Annotated in this window: 23 protein-coding genes and 1 other annotated feature; of the genes, 20 read left to right on the plus strand and 3 right to left on the minus strand. The window is 48.6% G+C overall.

Annotated elements, in window-relative coordinates; translation table 11 throughout:
- The first annotated feature begins 14 nt into the window (after positions 1-14).
- The 9 genes from ACIFO6_RS11380 (at position 15) to ACIFO6_RS11420 (ending at position 6,220) form a co-directional block, all read left to right on the plus strand.
- Positions 15-545, plus strand: a complete 531-nt coding sequence (locus ACIFO6_RS11380) for a YqeG family HAD IIIA-type phosphatase (protein WP_044645131.1) — start codon at positions 15-17, stop codon at positions 543-545.
- Positions 538-1,665 carry a ribosome biogenesis GTPase YqeH gene (gene yqeH / locus ACIFO6_RS11385; protein WP_044645130.1) on the plus strand — a complete coding sequence of 376 codons (1,128 nt, stop codon included), beginning with the start codon at positions 538-540 and terminating at the stop codon, positions 1,663-1,665. Before ACIFO6_RS11380 ends, yqeH begins: the two co-directional genes overlap by 8 nt.
- A 105-nt stretch (positions 1,666-1,770) precedes the next feature.
- A complete protein-coding gene (gene aroE / locus ACIFO6_RS11390; protein ID WP_430040787.1) occupies positions 1,771-2,640 on the plus strand; it encodes a shikimate dehydrogenase in 870 nt (289 codons plus the stop codon).
- Between the two features lie 68 nt (positions 2,641-2,708).
- Positions 2,709-3,005 (plus strand): ribosome assembly RNA-binding protein YhbY, encoded by a 297-nt coding sequence (gene yhbY, locus ACIFO6_RS11395; RefSeq protein WP_430040788.1) that lies wholly within the window; start codon positions 2,709-2,711, stop codon positions 3,003-3,005.
- 18 nt (positions 3,006-3,023) lie between these two features.
- Complete coding sequence (gene nadD, locus ACIFO6_RS11400; protein WP_430040789.1) at positions 3,024-3,614, plus strand: nicotinate-nucleotide adenylyltransferase; 591 nt, start codon at positions 3,024-3,026, stop codon at positions 3,612-3,614.
- Positions 3,598-4,194 carry a bis(5'-nucleosyl)-tetraphosphatase (symmetrical) YqeK gene (gene yqeK / locus ACIFO6_RS11405; protein ID WP_430040790.1) on the plus strand — a complete coding sequence of 199 codons (597 nt, stop codon included), beginning with the start codon at positions 3,598-3,600 and terminating at the stop codon, positions 4,192-4,194. Before nadD ends, yqeK begins: the two co-directional genes overlap by 17 nt.
- Positions 4,191-4,538, plus strand: a complete 348-nt coding sequence (gene rsfS / locus ACIFO6_RS11410; RefSeq protein ID WP_025682016.1) for a ribosome silencing factor — start codon at positions 4,191-4,193, stop codon at positions 4,536-4,538. The genes yqeK and rsfS overlap by 4 nt, the downstream gene beginning before the upstream one ends.
- Positions 4,535-5,443, plus strand: a complete 909-nt coding sequence (locus ACIFO6_RS11415; RefSeq protein WP_430040791.1) for a CvfB family protein — start codon at positions 4,535-4,537, stop codon at positions 5,441-5,443. Before rsfS ends, ACIFO6_RS11415 begins: the two co-directional genes overlap by 4 nt.
- A 3-nt stretch (positions 5,444-5,446) precedes the next feature.
- The gene (locus ACIFO6_RS11420; RefSeq protein ID WP_430040792.1) at positions 5,447-6,220 is read left to right on the plus strand and encodes a class I SAM-dependent DNA methyltransferase; all 774 of its coding nucleotides are present in this window, start codon (positions 5,447-5,449) and stop codon (positions 6,218-6,220) included.
- Between the two features lie 83 nt (positions 6,221-6,303).
- Here ACIFO6_RS11420 and ACIFO6_RS11425 read toward each other — a convergent pair whose 3' ends face one another.
- Positions 6,304-6,690: a tautomerase family protein gene (locus ACIFO6_RS11425; RefSeq protein WP_430040793.1), complete on the minus strand. Its 387-nt coding sequence runs from the start codon at positions 6,688-6,690 to the stop codon at positions 6,304-6,306.
- 175 nt (positions 6,691-6,865) lie between these two features.
- Positions 6,866-7,123, plus strand: a binding site (T-box leader).
- A 61-nt stretch (positions 7,124-7,184) separates the two neighbouring features.
- On the opposite strand from ACIFO6_RS11425, the gene leuS reads away from it, so the two are divergent.
- Positions 7,185-9,623 (plus strand): leucine--tRNA ligase, encoded by a 2,439-nt coding sequence (leuS, locus tag ACIFO6_RS11430; protein WP_430040794.1) that lies wholly within the window; start codon positions 7,185-7,187, stop codon positions 9,621-9,623.
- Here the strand turns inward: leuS and comER are convergent.
- Positions 9,604-10,449: a late competence protein ComER gene (gene comER, locus ACIFO6_RS11435; protein ID WP_430040795.1), complete on the minus strand. Its 846-nt coding sequence runs from the start codon at positions 10,447-10,449 to the stop codon at positions 9,604-9,606. The two genes, leuS and comER, sit on opposite strands and share 20 nt — an antisense overlap.
- A 281-nt stretch (positions 10,450-10,730) precedes the next feature.
- On the opposite strand from comER, the gene ACIFO6_RS11440 reads away from it, so the two are divergent.
- The 7 genes from ACIFO6_RS11440 to holA all read left to right on the plus strand — a co-directional run bounded on the left by ACIFO6_RS11440 (position 10,731) and on the right by holA (position 19,531).
- Entirely contained in the window at positions 10,731-11,369 is a 639-nt protein-coding gene (locus ACIFO6_RS11440; protein ID WP_430040796.1) for a ComEA family DNA-binding protein, read from the plus strand.
- 85 nt (positions 11,370-11,454) lie between these two features.
- Entirely contained in the window at positions 11,455-11,973 is a 519-nt protein-coding gene (locus tag ACIFO6_RS11445) for a deoxycytidylate deaminase (RefSeq protein ID WP_430040797.1), read from the plus strand.
- A gap of 232 nt (positions 11,974-12,205) precedes the next feature.
- Positions 12,206-14,881, plus strand: coding sequence for a ComEC/Rec2 family competence protein (locus ACIFO6_RS11450; RefSeq protein ID WP_430040827.1), 2,676 nt, complete (start codon positions 12,206-12,208; stop codon positions 14,879-14,881).
- Positions 14,882-15,078: 197 nt separating this feature from the next.
- Complete coding sequence (locus tag ACIFO6_RS11455) at positions 15,079-16,068, plus strand: iron-hydroxamate ABC transporter substrate-binding protein (protein ID WP_430040798.1); 990 nt, start codon at positions 15,079-15,081, stop codon at positions 16,066-16,068.
- A 230-nt stretch (positions 16,069-16,298) separates the two neighbouring features.
- The gene (locus ACIFO6_RS11460; RefSeq protein ID WP_430040799.1) at positions 16,299-16,847 is read left to right on the plus strand and encodes an RNA polymerase sigma factor; all 549 of its coding nucleotides are present in this window, start codon (positions 16,299-16,301) and stop codon (positions 16,845-16,847) included.
- The gene (locus tag ACIFO6_RS11465; RefSeq protein WP_430040800.1) at positions 16,844-18,283 is read left to right on the plus strand and encodes a zf-HC2 domain-containing protein; all 1,440 of its coding nucleotides are present in this window, start codon (positions 16,844-16,846) and stop codon (positions 18,281-18,283) included. The genes ACIFO6_RS11460 and ACIFO6_RS11465 overlap by 4 nt, the downstream gene beginning before the upstream one ends.
- Positions 18,284-18,499: 216 nt before the next feature.
- Entirely contained in the window at positions 18,500-19,531 is a 1,032-nt protein-coding gene (holA, locus tag ACIFO6_RS11470; RefSeq protein ID WP_430040801.1) for a DNA polymerase III subunit delta, read from the plus strand.
- A 134-nt stretch (positions 19,532-19,665) separates the two neighbouring features.
- Here the strand turns inward: holA and rpsT are convergent, their stop codons facing one another.
- Positions 19,666-19,938, minus strand: coding sequence for a 30S ribosomal protein S20 (gene rpsT / locus ACIFO6_RS11475; protein WP_044645117.1), 273 nt, complete (start codon positions 19,936-19,938; stop codon positions 19,666-19,668).
- Positions 19,939-20,136: 198 nt separating this feature from the next.
- Here rpsT and gpr point away from each other — a divergent pair, with 198 nt between their 5' ends.
- From gpr to ACIFO6_RS11490, 3 genes are all read left to right on the plus strand, one after another.
- Positions 20,137-21,138, plus strand: a complete 1,002-nt coding sequence (gene gpr / locus ACIFO6_RS11480) for a GPR endopeptidase (protein WP_354452320.1) — start codon at positions 20,137-20,139, stop codon at positions 21,136-21,138.
- A 226-nt stretch (positions 21,139-21,364) separates the two neighbouring features.
- Positions 21,365-22,636, plus strand: a complete 1,272-nt coding sequence (locus tag ACIFO6_RS11485) for a stage II sporulation protein P (protein ID WP_430040802.1) — start codon at positions 21,365-21,367, stop codon at positions 22,634-22,636.
- A 27-nt stretch (positions 22,637-22,663) separates the two neighbouring features.
- Complete coding sequence (locus ACIFO6_RS11490) at positions 22,664-23,107, plus strand: hypothetical protein (protein ID WP_430040803.1); 444 nt, start codon at positions 22,664-22,666, stop codon at positions 23,105-23,107.
- Positions 23,108-23,173 lie beyond the last annotated feature (66 nt).

A 23,173-nucleotide genomic window follows, 5' to 3' on the forward strand; every position in this document is an offset into this window, starting at 1 on the left:
TGAGGTGACCGACGTTGTTTGAAATGCTGATGCCCAAATTACGGGTGAATACCGTCTTTGATATTGATCTTGAAGGCTTGTATGCTCAAGGATATCGCGGCATTATTACGGATTTGGATAATACGCTGGTTGGTGCAAAAGCGCCGAATGCGACTCCCGAGCTGGTGGCCTGGTTTGAGAAGGTCAAACAGGCGGGTTTTAAGCTTGTCATCGTGTCCAACAATAATATGGGACGTGTATCCGTGTTCGCTACGCCTTTGGACATTGAATTTATACATGCTGCACGGAAGCCTTCCAACTCGTCTTTTCGCAGAGCCATCCGTATGATGGGACTTACTCCGGAAGAGACTATTATGGTCGGGGACCAAATGTTGACAGATGTATTGGGTGGCAACCGACTGGGATTGCACACGGTGCTGGTGCTGCCAATATCCATCCATGATGAAGGAATCATGACCCGCTTTAATCGGCGGCTGGAGCGAATCGCGCTCACAAGGTTACGTAAGAAAGGCTTATGGCTTGAGGAGGAAAAGAAGAATGACTGAAAGACCTGACGGCGGAACTGCCGTCAAATGTAGTGGCTGCGGTATAACGATGCAGACCACCAGCCCGGAGCTGCCGGGATATATTCTGGAAAAACTGCTTACACGAGAGCCTGTCATTTGCCAGCGCTGTTTTCGGATTAAAAACTATAATGAAACGTCTTCGGTAGCCGTGGATCAGGATGAGTTCCTGAAACTGCTTAGCCAGATTGGGGATAAGGACGCGCTCGTCATCCACATTGTGGATATTTTTGACTTTGAAGGTAGTCTGATTTCCAGCTTACAACGTTTTGTAGGCTCTAATCCGGTTGTACTGGCTGTGAACAAGACGGATTTGTTGCCTAAGGTAACGAACTGGAACAAGGTCCTGAATTGGGTACAAAAACAGGCTAAGGAGCAAGGACTTCGCACGGCTGATATCGTTCTGTGCTCGGCCAAAAAAAATCAAGGCTTTGATCGTCTGCTGGATGTGGTGTCCGAGTTGCGCGGCAATCGGGATGTGTATGTAGTCGGTGCAACAAATGTTGGTAAATCCACGCTCATTAACCGCTTGATCCGTGATCATAGCGATATGGAGCAGGAGTTAACAACATCCCGTTACCCGGGAACGACGCTGGATATGGTGAATATTCCGCTCGACGACGGTAAGCATATTATTGATACACCGGGTATTGTGTACCCTTGGCGGTTCAGTGAAATCGTGTCCCGGCAGGATTTGAGCGCCATTATGCCGGACAAGCCGCTGAAACCAGCTGCTTATCAGTTGGACCCCGGACAAACCTTGTTTTTCGGTGGGATGGCTCGGTTTGATTTTGTAGAAGGTCAACATCAATCGTTCACCTGCTACATCAACGGTGGTCTTAAAATTCATCGCACCAAGCTGGAGCGGGCGGATCAACTGTTCGAAGATCATGCCGGAGAACTGTTGTCACCGCCGACACGTGATCAGTTGGCAGATATGCCGGAATGGACAAGACATGAGTTCCGCGTTCCTCGTAAATCTCAATCGGATATTTATATCTCCGGTCTGGGATGGATCAGGGTCAATAGTGAAAACGGGGCTTTGGTAGCGGTTCATGCTCCTCGGGGAATCCGTGTCCTTCTACGGCCTTCGTTGATTTAACGAATGTTGAACCATGTGATCGGGCGGCAAGGAACAGATTCAGGTTCCTGCCGCCGTTCATGTATTTGTGCAGCCTAATATTTTGCAACATGGGGGAGAACGACGATGAGCAGCGGGGAGTCTGGAGTGACCGAACAAGGTCTTGTATTATTGGGCGTATTGGGTGATCCGATCAAGCACTCCAAATCGCCTCTCATGCATAAAGTAGCTTTAAAGGCAGCGGGGATAGCGGGAGATTTTGTTCCTCTTCACGTCAAGCCTGATCAGCTGGAGGACGCCATGAAGGGGATTCGGGCTTTGCATTTCCGCGGAGTCAATGTGACGATTCCCCATAAGGTTGAAGTTATGAAATATTTGGATGAGATTGATGAAGGAGCCAGACTCATCGGTGCTGTCAACACGATTGTGAACGACAACGGACGTCTTAAGGGTTACAATACGGACGGGATCGGTTACGTGCGTTCCCTCAAAGAAGAGACTTCGGTCAAGCTGAAAGGCACAAGAATTGCGGTCCTCGGAGCCGGAGGTGCAGCCAGAGGTGTGATTCATGCGTTACTGGAGGAACAACCGGAATCGGTCATTATTCTGAATCGGACACGCGATAAGGCCGAGCAGCTGGCATTGGAGTGGACGACGGAAGCAATCCCTGTGACGGGCTATTCTAACGATGAAGCGGAGAGCGTGCTTGCATCGGTGGATGTGCTGATCAATACGACCTCGGTAGGAATGTCTCCTCTATCCGATGAGCTTCCGCTGAAAACGAGTCTGATTCCAGCAGGAATCATTGTGAGTGACTTGATCTACAACCCGCTGGAAACGAGATTTTTGCGCGAAAGCCGTGAACAGCGCGGCTGCACTGTACACGGAGGCTTGGGTATGTTCGTGTATCAGGGAGCAGTGGCTTTTGAGTATTTTATGGGCGTAGCCCCTGCTGTAGATGAAATGAGAGCGGCTGTGCTGAGAAGCCTGTCGTAAGTCGGATTTCACACTAAAATTATGGAATTTCCGCATGGCATATGTGGTTATGAAGGAGTTAAGTATACATGTTAACAGGTAAACAAAAAAGGTATCTGCGCTCGATGGCGCATCATCTGGACCCGGTTTTTCAAGTAGGGAAAAACGGTACGAATGAGCATCTTATGCGTCACATTAACGATGCGATTGAAAAGCGCGAGCTGATGAAGGTGCAGATTTTGAACAACTGTCTGGATGACAAGCATGAAATTGCGGAAGAACTGGCTACGGAAACAGGTTCCGAGCTTGTACAGCTCATCGGGAGCACGATTATTTTGTACAAGGAATCCCGTGATAACAAGCAAATCGAGCTGCCTAGAAGATAAACACGCGGGGAGAAGACTATGAAAATCGGTATTATGGGCGGTACATTTGACCCGATTCATATTGGACATCTGCTGGCTGGAGAAGCGGCAAGGGATGCCTATGCGCTGGACCATGTATGGTTCATGCCTTCCCATATCCCTCCGCACAAGCACCAGGCGGGGGCGAGCGGCATAGAGCGGCTGGAGATGACGAGTGAAGCGGTGGCAGGCCATCCTGCTTTTGGAGTGTTGGATATTGAGGTGCTTCGAGGTGGGGTATCTTATACTATTGACACGATCACAGAGCTTCAGGAGCTGCATCCTGCTGTAGATTTTTATTTTATTATCGGCGCAGATATGGTGAATTACTTACCCCATTGGCAGGGGATTGAGGAGCTGGCACAGCGGATTTGTTTTATCGGTGTCCGGCGTCCCGGTTTCCAGCTTGCGCTGAATGAACTACCGCATTATTTGCAGAACAAGGTGCTGCTGGCGGATATGCCGGTGGTGGATATTTCTTCGACGGATATTCGGGAACGTGTTGCGGAAGGGCGCACCATTCGCTATCTTGTGCCTGATCGTGTGCATGACTACATTACAAGGGGCGGTTTGTATGAAGTACAGCCGTGAGCAATTGATGGAGGCTGTATCCGGTCAAATGCCTGAAAAACGCTGGAAGCACACACTGGGTGTCATGCATACCTCCGTGGAGCTTGCCAAGCGGTATGGCGCGGACCCGGATAAGGCCGAATTAGCGGCTATTTTGCATGATGTAGCGAAATATTGGTCCGTTCAGCAGATGGAGGAAGTGATTCGCAGTCATCCCGAATGTGACCAAGGGCTTTTGCAGCATGACAAGCAACTGTGGCATTCTGAGGTAGGATATTGCGTTGCAGCGAGAGACTATGGGGTGGAAGACTCTGAAATACGGAATGCCATTCGCTGGCATACCTCAGGCCGTGTGGGCATGAGTTTGCTGGACAAAGTCGTGTGTCTCGCGGATTATATCGAGCCGGGACGAGATTTCCCTGAGGTAGATCATATCCGCAAACAGGCGAAAAAAAGTTTGGAGCAGGGTCTTGTCGCTGGATTTGATTCCACGATTTCACTGCTGCTGGAGAAGCAAAAGGTTATTTTTCCGCTGACGGTACTGTCGCGAAATGATCTGATCCAACAACTAAAACAGAGAAAATCGGAGGTTCATGAATGACCATAACTAATGAGAAATTAATGCAAATTACGGTTGAGGCCGCTGAAGATAAGAAGGCCATGAATATTGTAGCCCTTGACTTGCGGGGCGTATCTCTTGTAGCAGATTATTTTGTAATCTGCCACGGTAATTCGGATACTCAGGTACAGGCGATTGTGACGGAAATTCGCAAACGCGCTCATGATGAAGGTACAACAATCAAAGGGATCGAAGGAATGGATTCCGGTCGCTGGGTTCTGATGGACTTGGGAGATGTCGTAGTGCATGTATTCCATCGCGACGAGCGTGAATATTATAACATTGAAAGACTTTGGTCGGACGCTAAGGTTGTGGAGAAGGTATGAATCTGATTGCTGGTACTTATGTCACGATTATGGTAGATCGTGAGGTATCCCCATTCGGCTACTTTCTCACAGTCGGCGATCAGGATGTACTGTTGCATTATACGGAGCTGACACGTGAGGTTGAGGTTGGAGAACGGCTGGAAGTATTTATTTTTCACGATACAGAGGACCGTTTGGCCGCTACCATGAAAAAGCCATTCCTCTCGCTGGGCGAACTGGCAAAGCTTCAGGTGGCGGATGTGCATCCGCGTTTGGGTTGTTTTTTGGAAATGGGATTGGGTCGTCAATTGCTGCTGCCGATTCGCGAGTTGCCTGAGAACCGGGATTTGCACCCTCAGGTGGGCGACTACGTCTATGCTATCATGGAACATGATAAGCAGGGCAGGCTACGTGCTAAGCTGGCGGGTGAGCAGGAGTTGGCTCCATTGTCCTTCCATGCACCTGATTCATGGCTCAATACGTGGGTGCAGGCAACGGTGTACAAGCCGCTTCAGATGGGGACATTTGTTCTGGTTGACGGGGGCGTGCTTGGTTTTGGCGCGATTGGCATGATCCATTCCTCCGAACGTAACCGGATGCTTCGCTTGGGTGAAGAGGTTAAGGTACGGGTCACGCTGGTTCGTGAAGATGGTCGGGTGAATTTGGCGATGTCGCCGCGCAAGGAAGTGGGCCGTGATGAGGATGCGGATCGGCTCATTGCCTTTCTGAAGGAGCGCCCGGGTGGCGGTATGCCTTATTCCGACGCAACGCCGCCGGATATTATTAAGCAACGGTTTGGTATCAGTAAATCCGCCTTCAAGCGTGCCATGGGCAAGCTGATGAAGGAAGGAATGGTTACACAAAAAGAAAACTGGACCTACCTGGTGGAGAAAATGCCTGAACCGAAGGATGGGAATGGGGAATAAAGAATGGCTTCTTACCGGAAGTTTGCCTATGTGTATGATGAGCTGATGCAGGACATGCCGTACCCGGACTGGCTTCGTTTTGTCCGGCAGGCTTGGGATCAGCATGGTATGCCGCATACGGTGGCAGAGCTGGGTTGTGGAACGGGCTCCATTACGATTCCACTGGTTAACTCGGGCTTCGAGGTGGCTGGTATCGACTTGTCTTCAGATATGCTGGCGGTAGCCCGTCGCAAAATGGAAACGACTACGCAAGGACAGCGTTTGTTCCGTGAGGGGAGCATCCGCTGGATAGAGCAGGATATGCGGGAATGGAATTTACCGGAGCCCGTGGATTCTGTCATTTCCTTTTGCGATTGTCTGAATTATTTGCTGGAGGAAGAGGACATTGCTGCTACTTTTCGCAGAACGTATGCCGGCCTTAAGCCTGGCGGTACCTTTCTGTTCGATGTGCATCATCCACAGACGTTCGTGCGTTATGATGAGGAGCAGCCCTTTGTACTGGACGAGCGCTCCATTTCATATATCTGGACTTGTGCGTTGGACACTCCACGCTGTGAAATTGAGCATCATCTCAGCATTTTTGCGAGAGCAGAAAATGAAGGGCGTGATGTATACCAGCGGTTCGAGGAAATTCATGTGCAACGTGCCTATGATCCGGACTGGATGAAGGCGGAACTGTCCAAAGCCGGTTTTCGCGATGTGAAGGTATATGCGGACTTTGAATGGATAGAAGCAGGAGATGACGCGGCGAGATTATTTTATGTTGCTGTAAAATAATGAACCTTCATCAAGTGAATATGGAAAAAGAAAGACGCTTTTCATGCTGACATGAAGGGCGTCTTTTTCATAAGAGCTTCAAATTATATGTTTACTTTATAGTTCAGTTGAAGTTCATTACCGGGTACACCGCGAATGCCCCAATTCTGTTTCGGTGTCTCAAATATAGTAATTTCAAGATCCTGCGGGGCAATGCCTAAATCGTTAATTCTTTGGAATAGCAGCTGGATGAGGTGCTTTTTAGCCTCTGTCGTTCTGCCTTCAAACACACTAATTTCAATAATGGTGTATGCCTCTGAGCGATCGTGGGCAAATATGAAGTCTTCCTGATTCATAGGAAAAAAACGATGAAATCTTTTGTCGGCGGGATATTGGAACGCATCCACCACCGCGGAATGAATCACCTCTGAAAGCTGCTCCTTGATCGGATTCAGGGCTTCTTTTATTCCGTAAATTTTAATTTGTGCCATGTCTCATCTCACCTTTCTCATCTCAACTCATCTCAATCTGGTTCGGAGCTAATTATAAAGCATTTGCCTCCGTGTGTCATGGAGCAAACGAATGAAGTTGGTGTTTAGCACCAGATGTAGTCCTTATTTGACTTTTTTCGCGGTTTTCAATATAATAGTGGCATTATTAACGGTTAAACAATCGCTGATGAGGAATAGTAGTTTTGTCTGGACATGTAGAGAGCCGGCGGATGGTGCAAGCCGGTTGACAGTACAAAGCGAACTCGCCTCGGAGATATGTGGCCAACGCAGGAATGCCCTATACAGGTGCTTGAACCCTGTTATTAACCCGCATCGGATCACCTCCGTTATCAGGTGCAAAGGGAGTAGAAGGTGAAGAACGCTTTCTGCTAACTAGGGTGGTACCACGGGAATATAACCTCTCGTCCCTAGCGCTGACACGCTACGGGATGCAGAGGTTTTTTTGTTGCATACCGTTTGAGGAGGAAATGACAATGACAGACACACAGCCGAAGCACGGCTATCAACCGCAAAGTATTGAACCAAAATGGCAGAAATATTGGGATGAGAACAAAACGTTTCGTACCGGGGAAGAGCCGGGCAAACCGAAGTTTTATGCTTTGGATATGTTCCCGTACCCGTCTGGGGCTGGTCTGCATGTAGGCCATCCGGAAGGTTACACGGCAACGGATATTGTTTCACGCTATAAAAGAATGCGCGGCTACAACGTACTGCATCCGATGGGTTGGGACGCCTTTGGTCTGCCTGCCGAGCAGCATGCGCTGGATACGGGAGAGCATCCGCGTGAAATTACGGTGAAAAATGTAAATAACTTCCGCCGTCAAATCAAATCGCTTGGTTTTTCATACGACTGGGATCGTGAAATCAGTACGACTGACCCTGATTATTATAAATGGACACAATGGATTTTCATCCAGCTGTACAAGCGCGGCCTTGCTTATGTGGCTGAAGTACCTGTGAACTGGTGTCCTGCGTTGGGTACGGTGCTGGCTAATGAAGAAGTTATTGACGGGAAGAGTGAGCGTGGTGGTCATCCGGTCATTCGCAAACCCATGCGTCAATGGATGCTGAAAATTACGGAATATGCGGATCGTCTGCTGGAAGATTTGGAGGAGCTGGATTGGTCCGAAAGCATTAAGGATATGCAGCGGAACTGGATCGGCAAGTCTACTGGGGCAGAGGTTCATTTTCCAATTGAAGGCCATGACAAGCAACTGACGGTATTTACAACCCGCCCGGATACGCTGTTCGGCGCAAGCTACTGTGTGCTGGCTCCTGAGCAGGAGTTGGTGGATGTTATCACTACACTTGAGCAAAAGGATGCCGTCAATCAATACCGTGAGCAAGCTGTCCGTAAAAGCGATCTGGAGCGCACGGATTTGGCGAAGGATAAAACAGGTGTCTTCACAGGCGCTTACGCAGTCAATCCGGTGAACGGTGAAAAGCTGCCAATCTGGATTGCCGATTATGTACTGGCAGGCTACGGAACAGGCGCGATCATGGCTGTACCAGGTCACGACACACGTGACTGGGAATTTGCGAAGCAATTCGGGCTGAACATCATTGAGGTTGTCCAAGGTGGGGACGTGGCTAAAGAGCCATATACCGAGGATGGTCCGCACGTTAATTCAGGTCCGCTGAATGGACTTACGAATGAGGAAGCCATTCCGAAGATGATTGAATGGCTTGAAGCCGAGGGTAAAGGACAAGGAAAAGTGACGTATCGCTTGCGCGACTGGCTGTTCAGCCGTCAACGCTATTGGGGTGAGCCGATTCCGGTGATTCATCTGGAAGATGGAACGATCAAAACAGTTCCTGAGGATCAACTGCCGCTCTTACTGCCGGAAATGGATAACATCAAGCCTTCAGGCACAGGAGAGTCCCCGTTGGCGAATGCGACGGACTGGGTAGAAACTATTGATCCTGAGACGGGCTTGAAAGCACGCCGTGAGACGAACACCATGCCGCAATGGGCAGGAAGCTGCTGGTATTACCTGCGCTATATTGATCCGCACAATGATAAAGAGCCTGTATCCAAAGAGAAGCAGCGCGAATGGCTGCCTGTAGATCTGTACATTGGCGGTGCGGAACATGCAGTTCTTCACTTGCTGTATGCTCGTTTCTGGCACAAGGTGCTGTATGATATCGGTGTTGTGGAAACGAAAGAGCCTTTCTACAAGCTGGTCAATCAGGGTATGATCCTGGGCAACAATAATGAAAAAATGAGTAAATCACGCGGTAATGTCATCAACCCTGACGATATTGTGAATACGTTTGGCGCCGATACGCTGCGCATTTATGAGATGTTTATGGGGCCGCTGGAGGCGACTAAGCCATGGAACGAAAACGGGGTTGAGGGAGCGCATCGTTTTCTGTCCCGTGTATGGCGCCTGTTCGTTTCCGAGGATGGTAGCCTGAACGATAAAATTACAAATGAAGGCGGCAGTGATGAGTTCACTCGGACCTGGCATAAAACGCTAAAAAAAGTAACCGAGGATCTGGACGCGCTTCGCTTCAATACGGCGATCAGCCAACTGATGATTTTTACCAATGATGCATACAAAGCAGACCGTTTGCCGCGTGCAGCAATGGAAAATTTCGTGCAAATGCTGTCGCCGCTTGCACCGCATCTGGCCGAGGAATTGTGGCAGCTGCTGGGACACAACGAAAGCATTACCTACGCGGCTTGGCCTGCTTATGATGAAGGATGGACGGTGGATACCGAAGTGGAAATTGTGGTGCAGGTGAACGGTAAAATCGTGCAGCGTGCGACGATTGCCAAAGACCTTGATGCCAAAGCGATGGAGGCATTCGCTCTGTCGCTGGACAACGTTCAGCAGGCGCTGGCTGGTAAAACGGTTCGTAAGGTGATTGCAGTACCAGGCAAACTGGTCAATATTGTCGCGGGTTAATCGGCTTTAAGCCGAAGGAGGCATCTATCTTTTGCATGTCCTCCTCATACTTGTTGTGTGTAGCCCGTATCAGCTCTGGGAAGACACTGTGCAGGCTGATGTCCAGCAGCGCGAGGGCTTCAGCGGTAATACCTCCGGGAACTGCTACCCTCGCCTGCAACTCGGCTGGTGTCATTCCGCCTTCAGTAAGCAGCTTTCCTGTGCCGATAATCATTTCACCAGCCAGGGCGCATAGCTCGGTACGGTCTATACCCGTGGCCTGAACCGCAGCATGAATCCACTGGTCCAGAAAATAGGCCAGGAAAGCAGGGCCGCAGCTGGAAAAATCCGACGTAATACGTGTATGGGATTCCTTAACCCGAATCGGCCTGCTAATGTGGGACATAAGCTCTTCCAGAAGGGAGCGATCCTCCTCTGTAATCCGGCTGCCATGGATGCATAGTGAGGCTCCGCTGCCTACCTGATGGGTAATACTGGGAATAATTTTGGACACTTTGGCTTTCAGTGAATGCTCCAGGATGCGTAGCTGTACCGGACTAGTAATAGAAACGACGATTTGCTCTTCTGTAATGACGTTGCGTATTTCATCCGTTACGGCTTTTGATTCCAGCGGCTTCACGCAGATAAACAGGATATCGCTATCCGCTGCCGTCTCACGGTTGTTTTGGGCTGCATGTAATCCTGGATAACGACGGGTCAGCTCGGCTACCTTGGAATACGTTCGATTGCTTGCTGATATTTGCTGTGGTTTAAGTGCGTTGGAATGAATAAAAGATTCAATCAGCAGACTTCCCATGCTGCCAGTCCCGATAAATCCAACTTTCATCGTTCAACGTCCTCCTTTCATACTTTGCGGTATAGACGCTGTCATTCTTCTTAGTGTATGCACACGGTCTTGGCCGACATGACGAAATTTATGTCTGAGCATGTTAGATCGTGCCCAAGGTCGTACCACTCTTTGGAAAATGGCTCACAGCGAGACCGTGTGGAGGTTGTTTACATCCTCCGGTTAACGGGAATAGGACAGGCTTGCTCTGTTCGAGTGAGACCCTGTATTGAGTGACTCACTTTCCCTAAAATCTATGTGGAGAAGGGGACAAAATGGAAATGAACCGCGTATGGACTGGAACGGCAATAGTGCTTTCCCTAATAGGCAGTGGGCTTATTCTGTTTGCTGGTGGGCAGCGTCCAGAGCCAGAAGAAGAGTGGAAGGTACTTAATCATAAGGTGGAGCAGGCTTTAGCGGTAGAGCCGGAGCAAAATAAGTCACGGAGCAATAGCGGCCAGACTCAGGGAAAGCGTGCTGTAGCCAAAGCCTCAGGCAAAGCCGAACGCAGTTTGGGTGGCGAAGAAGTTGGCCATGTGAAGCGTGATGCTGTACAGGATTCTGCTGGTGCATCGGTCGATGGAAGCGAAAGCTCCGGTACGATAAAGCAGTCTGAGGTGATGGATTCTACTTCCGTTACTTCCGTTACTGGCGTTGAAAGCTCGAATGCTACGACGGACAGGTCGAATACAGCAGGCGATCCGGTTGCTTCATCCGCTTCCGGTGAAAAAAAGGTGAACATTAATACGGCGACTGCTGCCGAGTTAATGGAACTGCCAGGGGTCGGGGCTAAAAAGGCCGAAGCGATCCTGAACTATCGTAATCAGCACGGGCCGTTCAAACGTGTGAGCGATTTGGATCATGTGAAGGGAATTGGCGCCAAAATGTTGGTGAAAATGAAGCCTTATGTCAGCTTATAATTACTTAAGTGGACGATGTACTGACTATCAGAATGGCTTAGCGGATATATTTACGTTGAAACTTGTTTTTACGGGAGAGATGGATATGAGTGCAGATGTACGCAAGGACTGGGACACCTATTTTATGGATATCGCTTATATGGTATCCACCCGTTCGCGCTGCTCGCGGCGTCATGTTGGAGCCGTACTTGTACAAGGCAAAAAGCTTTTGGGCACAGCCTATAATGGTGCACCATCCGGGGTACCCGACTGCTCTGAGGCAGGCTGTATGATTTCGGAGGAATACGAGGTCGTCCATCGCGAGGGGCGGGAGGAAATGGTTAAGAAGCAGCGCTGTATCCGCACGATTCATGCGGAGCAGAACTTGCTGCTGTTCACCGACCGCATTGATCGTGAGGGGTCCTCAGTATATGTGACCGACCAGCCGTGCTGGACGTGTGCTAACATGCTGGCGAACAGCGGTATTGTGGAGATCGTATACCACCGACCTTACCCAAAGGATGCTGACAAGGTTCGTGCCATGATGGAGCAAAAAGGAATTGCCTTCCGTATGCTGGATAACTATCATCCACCGAAAGAAACGCTGATGGATGTTATGAATTAAAATGTATGATTAAGCCATGATCAATTAAAGAGTACACGAGGAAGAACCTCTGACGAATGCTATTTTGTCAGGGGTTCTTTTTGTTTTGCGGTTTGGACACAGAACCAATATTTTGCTACCGGGAGGTGGTTGTATTCAAGCCAAACTTGTTTTAAGCAGACCTATTTTGACCCTTACTGTATGCTGGATTACGGGGAGTGCAGGAGCTTGTTTGTATTCCGGACGTATGCTTCTGTTGCTCTGGGCGGGTGTCACGTTGATTTTTCCTCTTATGGCTCTACTGATGAAGATTCCCGTCCGGCATGTGGTGTTGCTATGGCTTGCCTTGAGCGGGGGAGGATTTCATTGGGCTTGGCAGGATACTCATAATGTAACCCACATTCCCGATGCCCTTCATGTATCGGCTTCCAGGCTGGAAGATATGCCTGTTCAAGCTTCGGGATTTATCGCTTCCAAGGTGCAGGTAGACGGTGACCGGGCACAGTTTGAGATGAGGGTTACTGCAATAAGCAAAATGGAAGGTGATTCTCAAAATGACACTTTTCAGGGCAGGGTTAGAAAGAGCGAAGCTATGTCTGAACAGGTCATCGTTCACATCAAGCTGGCTGCCGAGCAGGAACAGCAACTGGCGGCAGGATGGCAGCGTGGAGATGCAATTCAACTGCGAGGCAGCTTAAAGGCCCCTGCAAAAGCGGGGAACTTTGGTGGCTTTGATTACAATGAATACCTGCATACACAGGAGGTTCACTGGCTTTTCAAAGGGAAAGGGGCCGATTCGCTACAGAAGCAGCAAGCTTCGCAGTGGAACCGTTACACCTTGTTCAGATGGAATGATCAGCTTAGAGAGCAATTAGGGCAACGGATGGAATCAGCATTTGGTTCTCTTCATCACGCAGGATATATGAAAGGACTGGTATTAGGCGTTACGGATGAGCTGGACCCGGCAACGTATAACGAATTTACGCAGCTTGGATTAACACATATTTTAGCAATATCCGGTATGCATGTGGCCGTATATGCAGCTACACTACTGTATTCGTTCAAGCTATTACGAGTGAGTCGCGAGACGTCTCTTACGGTCGTGATGGTGCTTATTCCGGCTTATGTACTGCTGACAGGTGCATCTCCCTCTGTTGTGAGGGCGGGAATTATGGCTATGATCGGCCTGTTTGCAGCCAGACGGGGAATGCTCAAGGACGGACTTAGTATTTTGAGTGTGTCTGCGTTATTGATGTTGTTTTGGAATCCGTATTACCTGCTTAGTGTCAGCTTTCAGCTTTCTTTTCTGGTAACAGCCGGACTGCTCATTTATATGCCGCTGATGAAGCCGTTTTTCGCCAAATGGCCTCTTCTGATCGGCGGCGAAATTGCGATTACGATCACAGCGCAGCTTGTTTCGTTTCCGATGACAGTCTTCTACTTTAATCAGTTTTCGCTCCTATCGTTTGCGGCTAATTTTGTGCTTGTTCCACTTATTACTTATGTCGTGCTTCCACTGGGTACTGTGGCGATGGGGATCGCTTTTCTATGGAATGACGGGGCTCGTATCCTGGCATGGCCAGCAGAACAACTGAACGAGCTGACCTTTTGGCTTGTAAAATGGATGAACATGGATGACGCTTATGTGAGTATCTGGCCGTCTTCCTCTATTCTGTGGGTCATAGCATATTATGCTGCTTTGTACAGTATTCTGTACTGGCTCAAAACATGGATGATTTCTCGAAGGCGAACAGATGAATCTCCGGGCTTGGAGGTATCGCTGGATAAGGACAAGGGGGGGCTTTCAGCCGGACGCAATTTGGTGGGACAAAGCACATCCGTTCCCATGCCATCATCCATACATACAGGATTAGCGGCATCTGCCGAGTGGGCAGCTATATTGCAGACAGAGCGTGAGCCTGAAGGAGCAGGCAAGTATGCACATCGACAGTGGAATGGTTATAGTCATTTGGCGCTTGCTTTAAGCGGTATTGCCTGGCTTGGCATTCTGTGCATAGGTTATATAACTCCAGGTGGAGGGAATACGGGAATGGTTCAATATCTGGATGTGGGCCAAGGCGACAGCATTTTGATTACAACGCCGAGTGGTAAACACATTTTGGTGGATGGTGGGGGCACGATGGATTTTACGACAGGAAAAAATGCCTGGCGTAAGCGAAAAGACCCCTACGAGGTAGGTGAGGATACGATTGTGCCCTTATTGAAGCAGCGCGGTGTACATCGCCTGGATGCTGTCATTTTAACGCATGGAGATCATGACCACGCTGGGGGATTGCAGGCTGTGCTTGACCAGATTCCAGTATCGGCCTTGGTTTTGAACGGCACCCTGACAGACAAGGCACCTTTCCGCAAGCTATTGAACACGGCTGTAAACAAGCAGGTCAAGCTGTACGGTGCGCATTATGGTATGGAGTGGAAACCCGATCAGGATACGAAAATCCGCTTTATTCATCCGCTTCCGCTGGAGGAGGACGAAACCGGAAGTTTGCCCGTTGTGAAGGAACAAAATCATTATTCCGTTGCAATGATATTGGAGATGGAGGGCGCTTCCTTTTTGTTCACAGGAGATATGGATGATGCAGCAGAATCGCTGTTGCTCTCCGAGTTAACTCATTCTCCATCCCATACCGGAGCAAAAGGGGAAACAGTGGCTGTAAGGCAAGTGGTAGATGTCATGAAAATAGCACATCACGGTAGCAAGCATTCCACCTCGGAAGAATGGTTATCCTACTGGCGACCGAAGGTATCCGTCATTTCAGTCGGAGCGAGCAACACATATGGGCATCCAAATGAAGCGGTATTGGATCGTTTATCGGCGGTTGATTCTGCTATATATCGGACAGATATGATGGGAGAGGTGCAAATCCGTGCGCACCAAGGCAAATTGAGTGTGCGGCACAAAAAATAAGGAGTTTGAAAAATTCTCAAATACAAGCAAGCAGGCACTGTGGCAGCCTGCTTGCAACTTGAGCACTTTGGATCAGTAAGCGCGAGAGCATCCATGAAAAATGCTATAGACCAACCTGCATGGACATAATCTGAGAGCTTTGATAGAATCTAATATAAATATTGAAAATGAGAATCATTATTATTGGGAGGACTATTGTGAACAATTTTAAATTCCGAATTTCGGCTTGTCTGTTGATTATTTCATTCATGCTGGTACTGAGCGCATGCGCTACGAATGGAGGAGGAATGGCAACGGATAAAGGGACAACGGCTGATTCCAAAACTGCATCTACTGGAGATGCAGCTGCCACACGTACATATGAAAGCGATAAAGGTACAGTTACTATTCCTGAACATCCACAGCGTGTCGTTGTAGCGGTCGACGACTATGTAGGCGATGTTCTTGCACTTGGGATGACACCTGTAGGGGCTCCAGACACTGTATTCGATGCTCCATACTATAAAAAATACTTGAATGGTGTTGAAAATATTGGTGATAGCTCCGCACTGTCTCTTGAAAAGGTGACCACCCTGAATCCAGATCTGATCATTACCTATGATGAGAAAGCCTATGAAAATCTGAAAAAAATAGCGCCTACTGTATTTATTCCATATGGTGCATATAATTATAAGGACCGTTTGATGGAGCTGGGTAAGGTGTTGAACAAGGAGCAAGAAGCGAAGAAATGCCTGGCTGATTTTGCGGCCAAGATTGCTGAGAAGAAACAGGCTTTGTCTGATGTTATTGATTCAGGTAAAAAAATTGCTATTTTTGAGATAACGGGCAAAGAATTATATCTCTATGGCAAGTCCTACGGACGGGGAGGAGCTATACTTTACGATGAACTGGGACTTCATGCCCCGGCGAAGGTAGAAAAGGCGGCGTTCAAACAGGGCTGGGCCAGTATTTCGATGGAGGCTTTACCAGAGATGCTAGGCGATGCCGATTACCTGATGCTGGGGATTAGGGGAGATGGAGTAGATCAGGGAAAAGATATTGAATCTAAAAGTGTGTGGAAAAACCTTTCTGCTGTTAAAGCAGGGAAAGTATATCAGTATTCGATTGACGACTTTTATTTTCAGGACCCGATTGCCCTGAATTACCAGTTAGAGCTCTTATCGGATTTCCTGATTTCCAAGAAGTAACAATATGCAAGTTCAATTCGACAGATTCCAGCAGATTTATGTGAGTAAGGGCTAAGGGAAGGTGACGACCTTCCCTTTTTCTGTTATTCTAAGGGAGGCTATAATGGGGAATATGGGCTTTTTGGTAACGTTTTTTACACTTTAAAAATAAAATTATTGTCAGACGTCTATCCTGCAACAATTTGCAAAGGGGAAGCGTCTGTAATATTGCAGGGAGAGGGGGATCCTTTGTGGTAGAGCAGGGACTCATTCGAGCCGCTCAATCGGGCGATCGCGACGCTCTCATTACCCTATTAAGAGAGATAGAACAGCATGTGTACCGTACGGCATATTACATTTTAAACAATGAACAGGACGCCATGGATGCTTCACAAGAAGCCCTCATACGGATTTATTCCAAAATTAATTCTTATGAGGAAAAGGCGCAGTTCAAAACCTGGGTTCAACGCATTGTAACGAACATATGTATCGACAAATTCAGGAGGACGAAGCCCTCGGTTTCCATTGATGAGCACGACATGATATTCAACGATCCCCAGAATGTGGAGGCTGAGGTCCTGACCTCTTACTTGGCAGAGGATGTTCGTGAAGCTATACAGCAGCTTCCAGAGCACCACCGGACGGTGATCGTATTGAGATATCTGCAGGATTTCTCTTATAACGAGATTGCCGACTCTCTGGATTTGCCGCTTAATACGGTCAAGTCATACTTGTATCGTGCAAGACAGCAATTGCAAGGGCTACTTCAGGAATATCAGAAAGGTGGTGTATCAGGATGAAGTGTGGGGAAGAGGTGATGGATTGGATGCAGCGTTATGTGGATCATGAGCTGGGCGAAGAAGAGACGTCCCAATTAATGAACCATATCGCGACTTGCCCGGACTGTGCGGAAAAATTTCATATTCTTCAGACGCTCTCCCGCGAGCTGGAGGATTTGCCTGCGGTTTCCCCGGCGTTCAGCCTGGTGGATTCCATCATGCCTCAGCTAGATGCCATTGACCGCGCACGTGAGGAGCAGGGAAGCGCGCTACAGGAGATGCAGCCTGTAGCTGCCGATTCTGGACCGGGGCCAAGACAGCGTACCCAGTCTATTCCTTGGTGGAACCGGATGAGTGGGCGAGCCGCGATGGGCGTGGCTGCCGCTGCTGTTGTACTGGGTATTGTGGTATTCAATTTTGAACCGAAAACGGTACAGGATGCGGATGGTTTGCTTAATTCCCAGTCGCCTGGAGTGATGAGTCAGCAGGAACAGACAGAAATTCCAAGTACGGTGAATGGAAGCGGAGGTAGCGATGCAGCTATTGGATCGGATTCGACCAAGCAGCCGTCAGATCAGGGAACGGACGCGTCTCAGCCATCCACAGGGGAGCAATCTGATCCGAGCAAACTGGATGTGAACAGTGCGGATGATGAAAAGCACTCTTCCAAACAAGATGATGCACAACGTGACGATCAGCGAACTGGTGAAAAAGGCTCAATGAAGTATACGCCAGCGGGGCATCCTTCCCGTCAGGATCGACAGACGTCAAAAGAAAAATCTGTCGGGCAAGATTCTGCTGCGGATTCTCCTAAGTCCGATGACAAACAGTTAAAGCAGGGAAAATCCGAGCAACAAACGATTGAACCTGAACAGCAAGGAGAACCAAAAGTAGAAAAAGCACCTATAGCGGGTACGGGCACTACTGAAGACAGTAATGACAACAGCACGGCTACTAATGATTCGTCATCGTCTGCCAATCAGGATATGATGATGCAGAATCGGATTGCTTCAAATGATACGTCGAAAGACACGACCTCCAAGGGGGTTACCAAGGATTTGGGGACTACGATGGGAGATATGGGCAGCAATACAGCTTCTAATGATCAGCAGCCCTCCGTGTCGCAAAACCCGGTACGCAATGAAGGATTTTCATCGAATTTGATGATCACTCCAGACAGCAGTAATCCTTCCACCTTTAGTGCCCAAGCGACATCTACAGATCAGCTTAATTCGCCTGATGGCAGCTATGCGGTGGTTATTGAGGGCAAAAAACTGAAAGTGTATAAGCTTTCTGACAATGGTGTAGGCCGGACAACGCTGGAAGTGCGTACCTTGAAGGGTGCCTGGGTCAAAGGAAGCTGGTCAGAAGACAGCCAAACCTTCATGTATGAGACGGAGCAGGATGGTACAGCAAGTAAATATACGTATACCGTTCCGCGTAGTTCCGGCAAATAATTGCTATGAAGATGGCACATTTTTAAAAGCAAAGAATAGATTGTATGAACCGACGTCGTATCCCGACGGCCGAAAGTTTCTAGAGCTTTCTGCTGCCGTGTTGATATAGATGGTGGTGAAGGGATCTTGCCTATAGGCAGGGTCCTTTCGTTTGTATAATGACTTGCCTTCCGACCAGATGTCGGGTACGATCAATGAATGGGGGGGGGACGGAGAATGGATGCAAAAACAGCCGCCAAGGCTATTCGCAAAGGCGATATTTCGCCAGTGTATTTGCTCTACGGCAGTGAAAAATATCAAATGAAGCAGTTTGTCGATATGCTTAAGGAAAAAGTGGTGGAAGAGGAGCATCGTGACTTTGCTATTATTCCCTACGATCTGACCGAGACGCCGATTGAGGTAGTCGTGGAGGAAGCCGAGACTGCGCCTTTTTTGGTGCCAAAAAAGCTGATTATAGTACGGGACACCAGTGTATTTGCGGCAGGCAAGGATGGCGGTAAGATGGAGCACCACATTGAAGCGCTGCTGACTTACATGGATAACCCGGCTGACTATAGCATTATCATTTTTACGGTTCAGGCTGAAAAGCTGGATGAACGGAAAAAGATTGTTAAAAGGCTGAAAAGTGACGCCTCCGTCATTGCCTTCACTCCATTGGGAGGAGATGACCTGGTGGCATGGATTCATAAGCGTGCCGGCGAGCGAGAAGTCCAATTGGCTGCTGGAGCTGCTGAAAGTCTCATTCAATATACGGGGACCGGGCTGCAATCGCTGGCTGCCGAGATAGACAAGCTGTGCCTGTATGCGGGAGCGCAGGGTACCATCTCTACTGCAGATATTGAATCGCTTGTGCCTCGTAGTACGGAACAAAATGTGTTTGCGATGGTCGAGGATTTGGCTAATTTGCGGCTGGATAAGGCGCTTAGTATTTTTTATGAGCTGCTTAAGCAAAAAGAGGAACCGATTAAGATTGCAGCTTTAATCACACGACAGTTCCGTATTATGTTGCAGGTCAAAGAGTTGATGGGTCAAAGCTATTCCCAGCAGCAAATTGCGAGTCAGCTTAGTTTGCATCCATATGGGGTGAAAGTTGCCGGCGAGCAGGCCCGGAGATTCCGTCCTGAGCAGTTGCGACAGCTTCTCTACGACTTGGGCGAGCTGGATTACCGTATGAAAACCGGGGTTGTTGACAAGGTGCTGGGGCTGGAGATGTTTTTGCTGAAAATGGGCGCGGGGGCTTCGGTCTAATCCGGCCCGTTTGCCGAGCGGTTTAATGAAAGGTTAACTAGTGTAACGCAGAATCCAATCGTGGTGAACTAAAAAATCCTGATCAGCCAAGGCTGGTCAGGATTTTTTCATTAACGTATAAAAGTAGCTCTTGCTTACGCTTGAGCTGTAAGAGCGTTAAGTTTTTTCGCCAAGCGGGATTTCTTGCGAGCAGCTGCATTTTTGTGGATCAGACCTTTAGTTACAGCCTTGTCCAGCTTTTGGGAAGCTACTTTGAAAGCAGCAGTAGCATTTTCAGCTTCGTTATTCACCAACGCTGTATCGGCAGCTTTTACTGCTGTACGAAGCGCGGATTTTTGAGAAGCGTTCAACGCACGGCGTTTGTCGTTTGTTTTAACGCGTTTGATAGCGGATTTGATGTTTGGCATTACATTCACCTCCTGTAAAGGCATTACTTATGAACACAAACGTTTCACAACTTAAAATATTTTAGCACGCCACACCTCAAATTGCAATAAGAAAACATTCCGGGCTTGGGTAGATTACAGGATGAAAATGGATGTGCATAAACCTGCCGGGTGTCTCGCACACTATAACCTGAGATGGTATAAAAGGAGGCGTAAATGATGGATTTGGATTTGCAGAAGTATGCGGTACGTACGGATTTGGCGCTGGAGGCAAGAGAACTGGCGGAACGGGATCAGCCAATGCCGCTGGCGGGTATCAACGAGGACGTGGAGGAAGATAACGGTATTAAAATCACGCGTCTGGATGTGCTAAATGAAGAGGGTGCTAACCGTATTGGTCGGGTACAGGGACATTACGTCACGCTGGAAGTGCCCGGCTTACGTGAAGGTGACACGGGGCTCCAGCAACGGGTAGCCATTGCATTCGCGAAGGAGATGGAGCAATTTATACAAAAAATAGGGATCTCCAGTAAGGCACGCGTACTTGTGGTAGGTCTGGGCAACTGGAATGTCACTCCCGATTCACTAGGTCCGCTTGTCGTTGAAAATTTGATGGTGACCCGTCAATTTTTTGAACTGACACCTGATCAAATCAATCCGGGTTATCGGGATGTGAGCGCGATTGCACCGGGGGTTCTTGGCATTACGGGGATCGAGTCGAGCGAAATTGTTCAGGGTATCGTTGATCGCACGAAGCCGGAGCTGATTATTGCTATTGACGCTCTCGCATCACGTTCACTGGAGCGCGTCAATACGACCATCCAGGTGGCGGATATTGGGATTCATCCAGGCTCAGGTATTGGTAACAAGCGGCGTGGCATCACCAAGGATATTATGGGTGTCCCGTGTATTGCCATCGGCGTTCCAACCGTATGCTACGCTTCCACCATCGTGAATAACGTAATTGAGCTGATGAAAACACATTTTGCCAAGGAAAAGGCTTCTACGAAAGCGATATTGGGGATGCTGGATGATATTTCAGAGCCTGAGAGACTGGGATTGGTGAGAGAGGTACTTCAGCCGCTGGGACATGATCTGATTGTGACCCCCAAGGAGATTGATGAATTTATAGAAGATATTGCGAATATTATTGCAACCGGATTGAACGCCGCCCTGCATGAAGCCGTCGATCCCGGCAATGTCGCCGCTTATACACATTAATGAGGGCTAGCAAAAGCATATTTCATACACAAAATTCTCTATCTAGCAGGCATCCTATCTCTTGTAATAAGGGGTGGGATTTACCTGCGGGTGGAGATTTTTTGTGTTCTAGCAGTTGTTCTCCGTTCATAGAGTTGAAGTATAAGAGATTTCCGCTACTGACTGGAACCTATAGGGTTCTGAACATAGAGCGGGCTTCGACGGGACGAAGGAGGACAAGACCCACATGAAAAAAATTCAAACCTGGAACGTCGGAAGATGGAGAAGAAAGGGCCTTGAAATTTTGGCTATGGGACATACGCTTGTGCTGCTTATTATGGGCTCGGCGCTTTTATTTGTTGTATTGGGACTGGGAGGACTGGCGGAAAATCGTTTGCAAACGTCTCCGGTGTCTTCGATGAAAGGATTTGCAGGCTCGGTTTCCAGCGGTTTTTTTGCGGATATGCTCGGCCTGGAAGTACCTCATTTGGCACAGAAGAAGCAACAATCTTCGTTGTCGGGTGAACAATGGTCGCCTTTTGTTTTCCAAATGCTCACAGGTATTAATCCACAGGACCCCAAAAGTCTCATAGCTCGCGAAATTCCTGGGATGTCTGCGGGTACGCCTGTCTTGCTGCGCAAGGGCTCAGGGAACAACAAGGTGGAGGCGCCTACGGATTACCAGCCTGATCAGGGAACGACGGATGCTCCTGGCGGCCCCGATGCTTCTACCAATCCATCGAACAATGGCTCTACAACGCCAGATCTTCCGACAACGCCAGAAACGGACCCTGCGCAAGAGGATGATCCGAGTGATACAGCAGTCAAAGGTGCCAAACGTATATTAATCTACCATTCTCATCCGAGAGAGGCATACAACCCTTTGCTCAGTAAAACCAGCTCCAATCCTAATTCTGGCTCTAAATCAGCCAATGTGTCGAGAGTAGGGGGTTTTGTAAAAAAGAGATTGGAGAAGCAAGGGATATCTACTTTGCATGTGAACAAGGACTATGCCAAAATCGTTCAAAATTACAATTGGAATTATTCCTATAAATATTCGCGTGAAGCGGTCAAGGAAGCTTTGGCTGGAAATAAAAGCTTAACCTATCTGCTTGATATCCACAGAGATTCTCAACGTCACGGCAAAACGACAGCAACAATAAACGGACTTTCTTATGCCAAGGTGTATTTTATTATCGGCCATGACAACAAAAACTGGCGCAAGAATGAAGCTTTCGCCGCTCGTATTCATGAGAAGCTGGAAAAGTCGTATCACGGCGTTTCCCGTGGGATATGGGGAAAGGATGGCGGTAAAGGCAACAACGGTGAGTACAATCAGAGCTTGTCCTCCCATAGCATTTTGATCGAAATTGGCGGGATTGATAATACCGAGGAAGAATTGAAACGTACCTCTGACGTTCTGGCGGATATGATCGGTGAGGTGTACTGGGAGGATCAGAAAGCACAGAAAGCGGGTACTAACGTATCCGATGCGAAAAAGAGCAACGATGGCAATTAATTGAGGCGTAGTAAAGGAGGAAATGCAATGTCCGGACATTTTCGTAAAAAAGCGCTTGGATTTGTACTTCTGATGGGGGCGGGAGTTCTGCTCGGCATGCAGCTGGCAGGCTCTGGCTTGCGCTCTGTGTATGGGCCGGAGTGGGCTGGGGACCCGGTTCAAAGCGGGGTTCAGCAGAAAGTCGGATATGAGCAAACGGTTATTGAAGACACACCGGCAGCGGATGTTCGTACTTATACCCGCACGTATAACGGAAATGGCAACGTCGTAATGGAGTCGGGAACGGGAACTGTTGCGAGCGAAGCTAATGCCAATTCACAGAACCTGGAGACACCGCGTGAACTGTTGGCGGTCAAGGCAGAGCAAACCTCGGTGGATACCATGGCAGACAAAACGGCCGGACTGCTGCAAAACCTGTCAAGACAGGGTATTCGCTGGGTTGTGTCTGTTTTTGACGGAGTAACGGAATAGAAATATTGCTGACCCCCTATACAACTGCTATAATAAGCTGATTGACACTAGGCATTGTGTGGGGGT

Origin of the sequence: Paenibacillus sp. NRS-1781, assembly GCF_050467745.1 — a bacterium.
Lineage (GTDB): Bacteria > Bacillota > Bacilli > Paenibacillales > Paenibacillaceae > Paenibacillus > Paenibacillus terrae_A.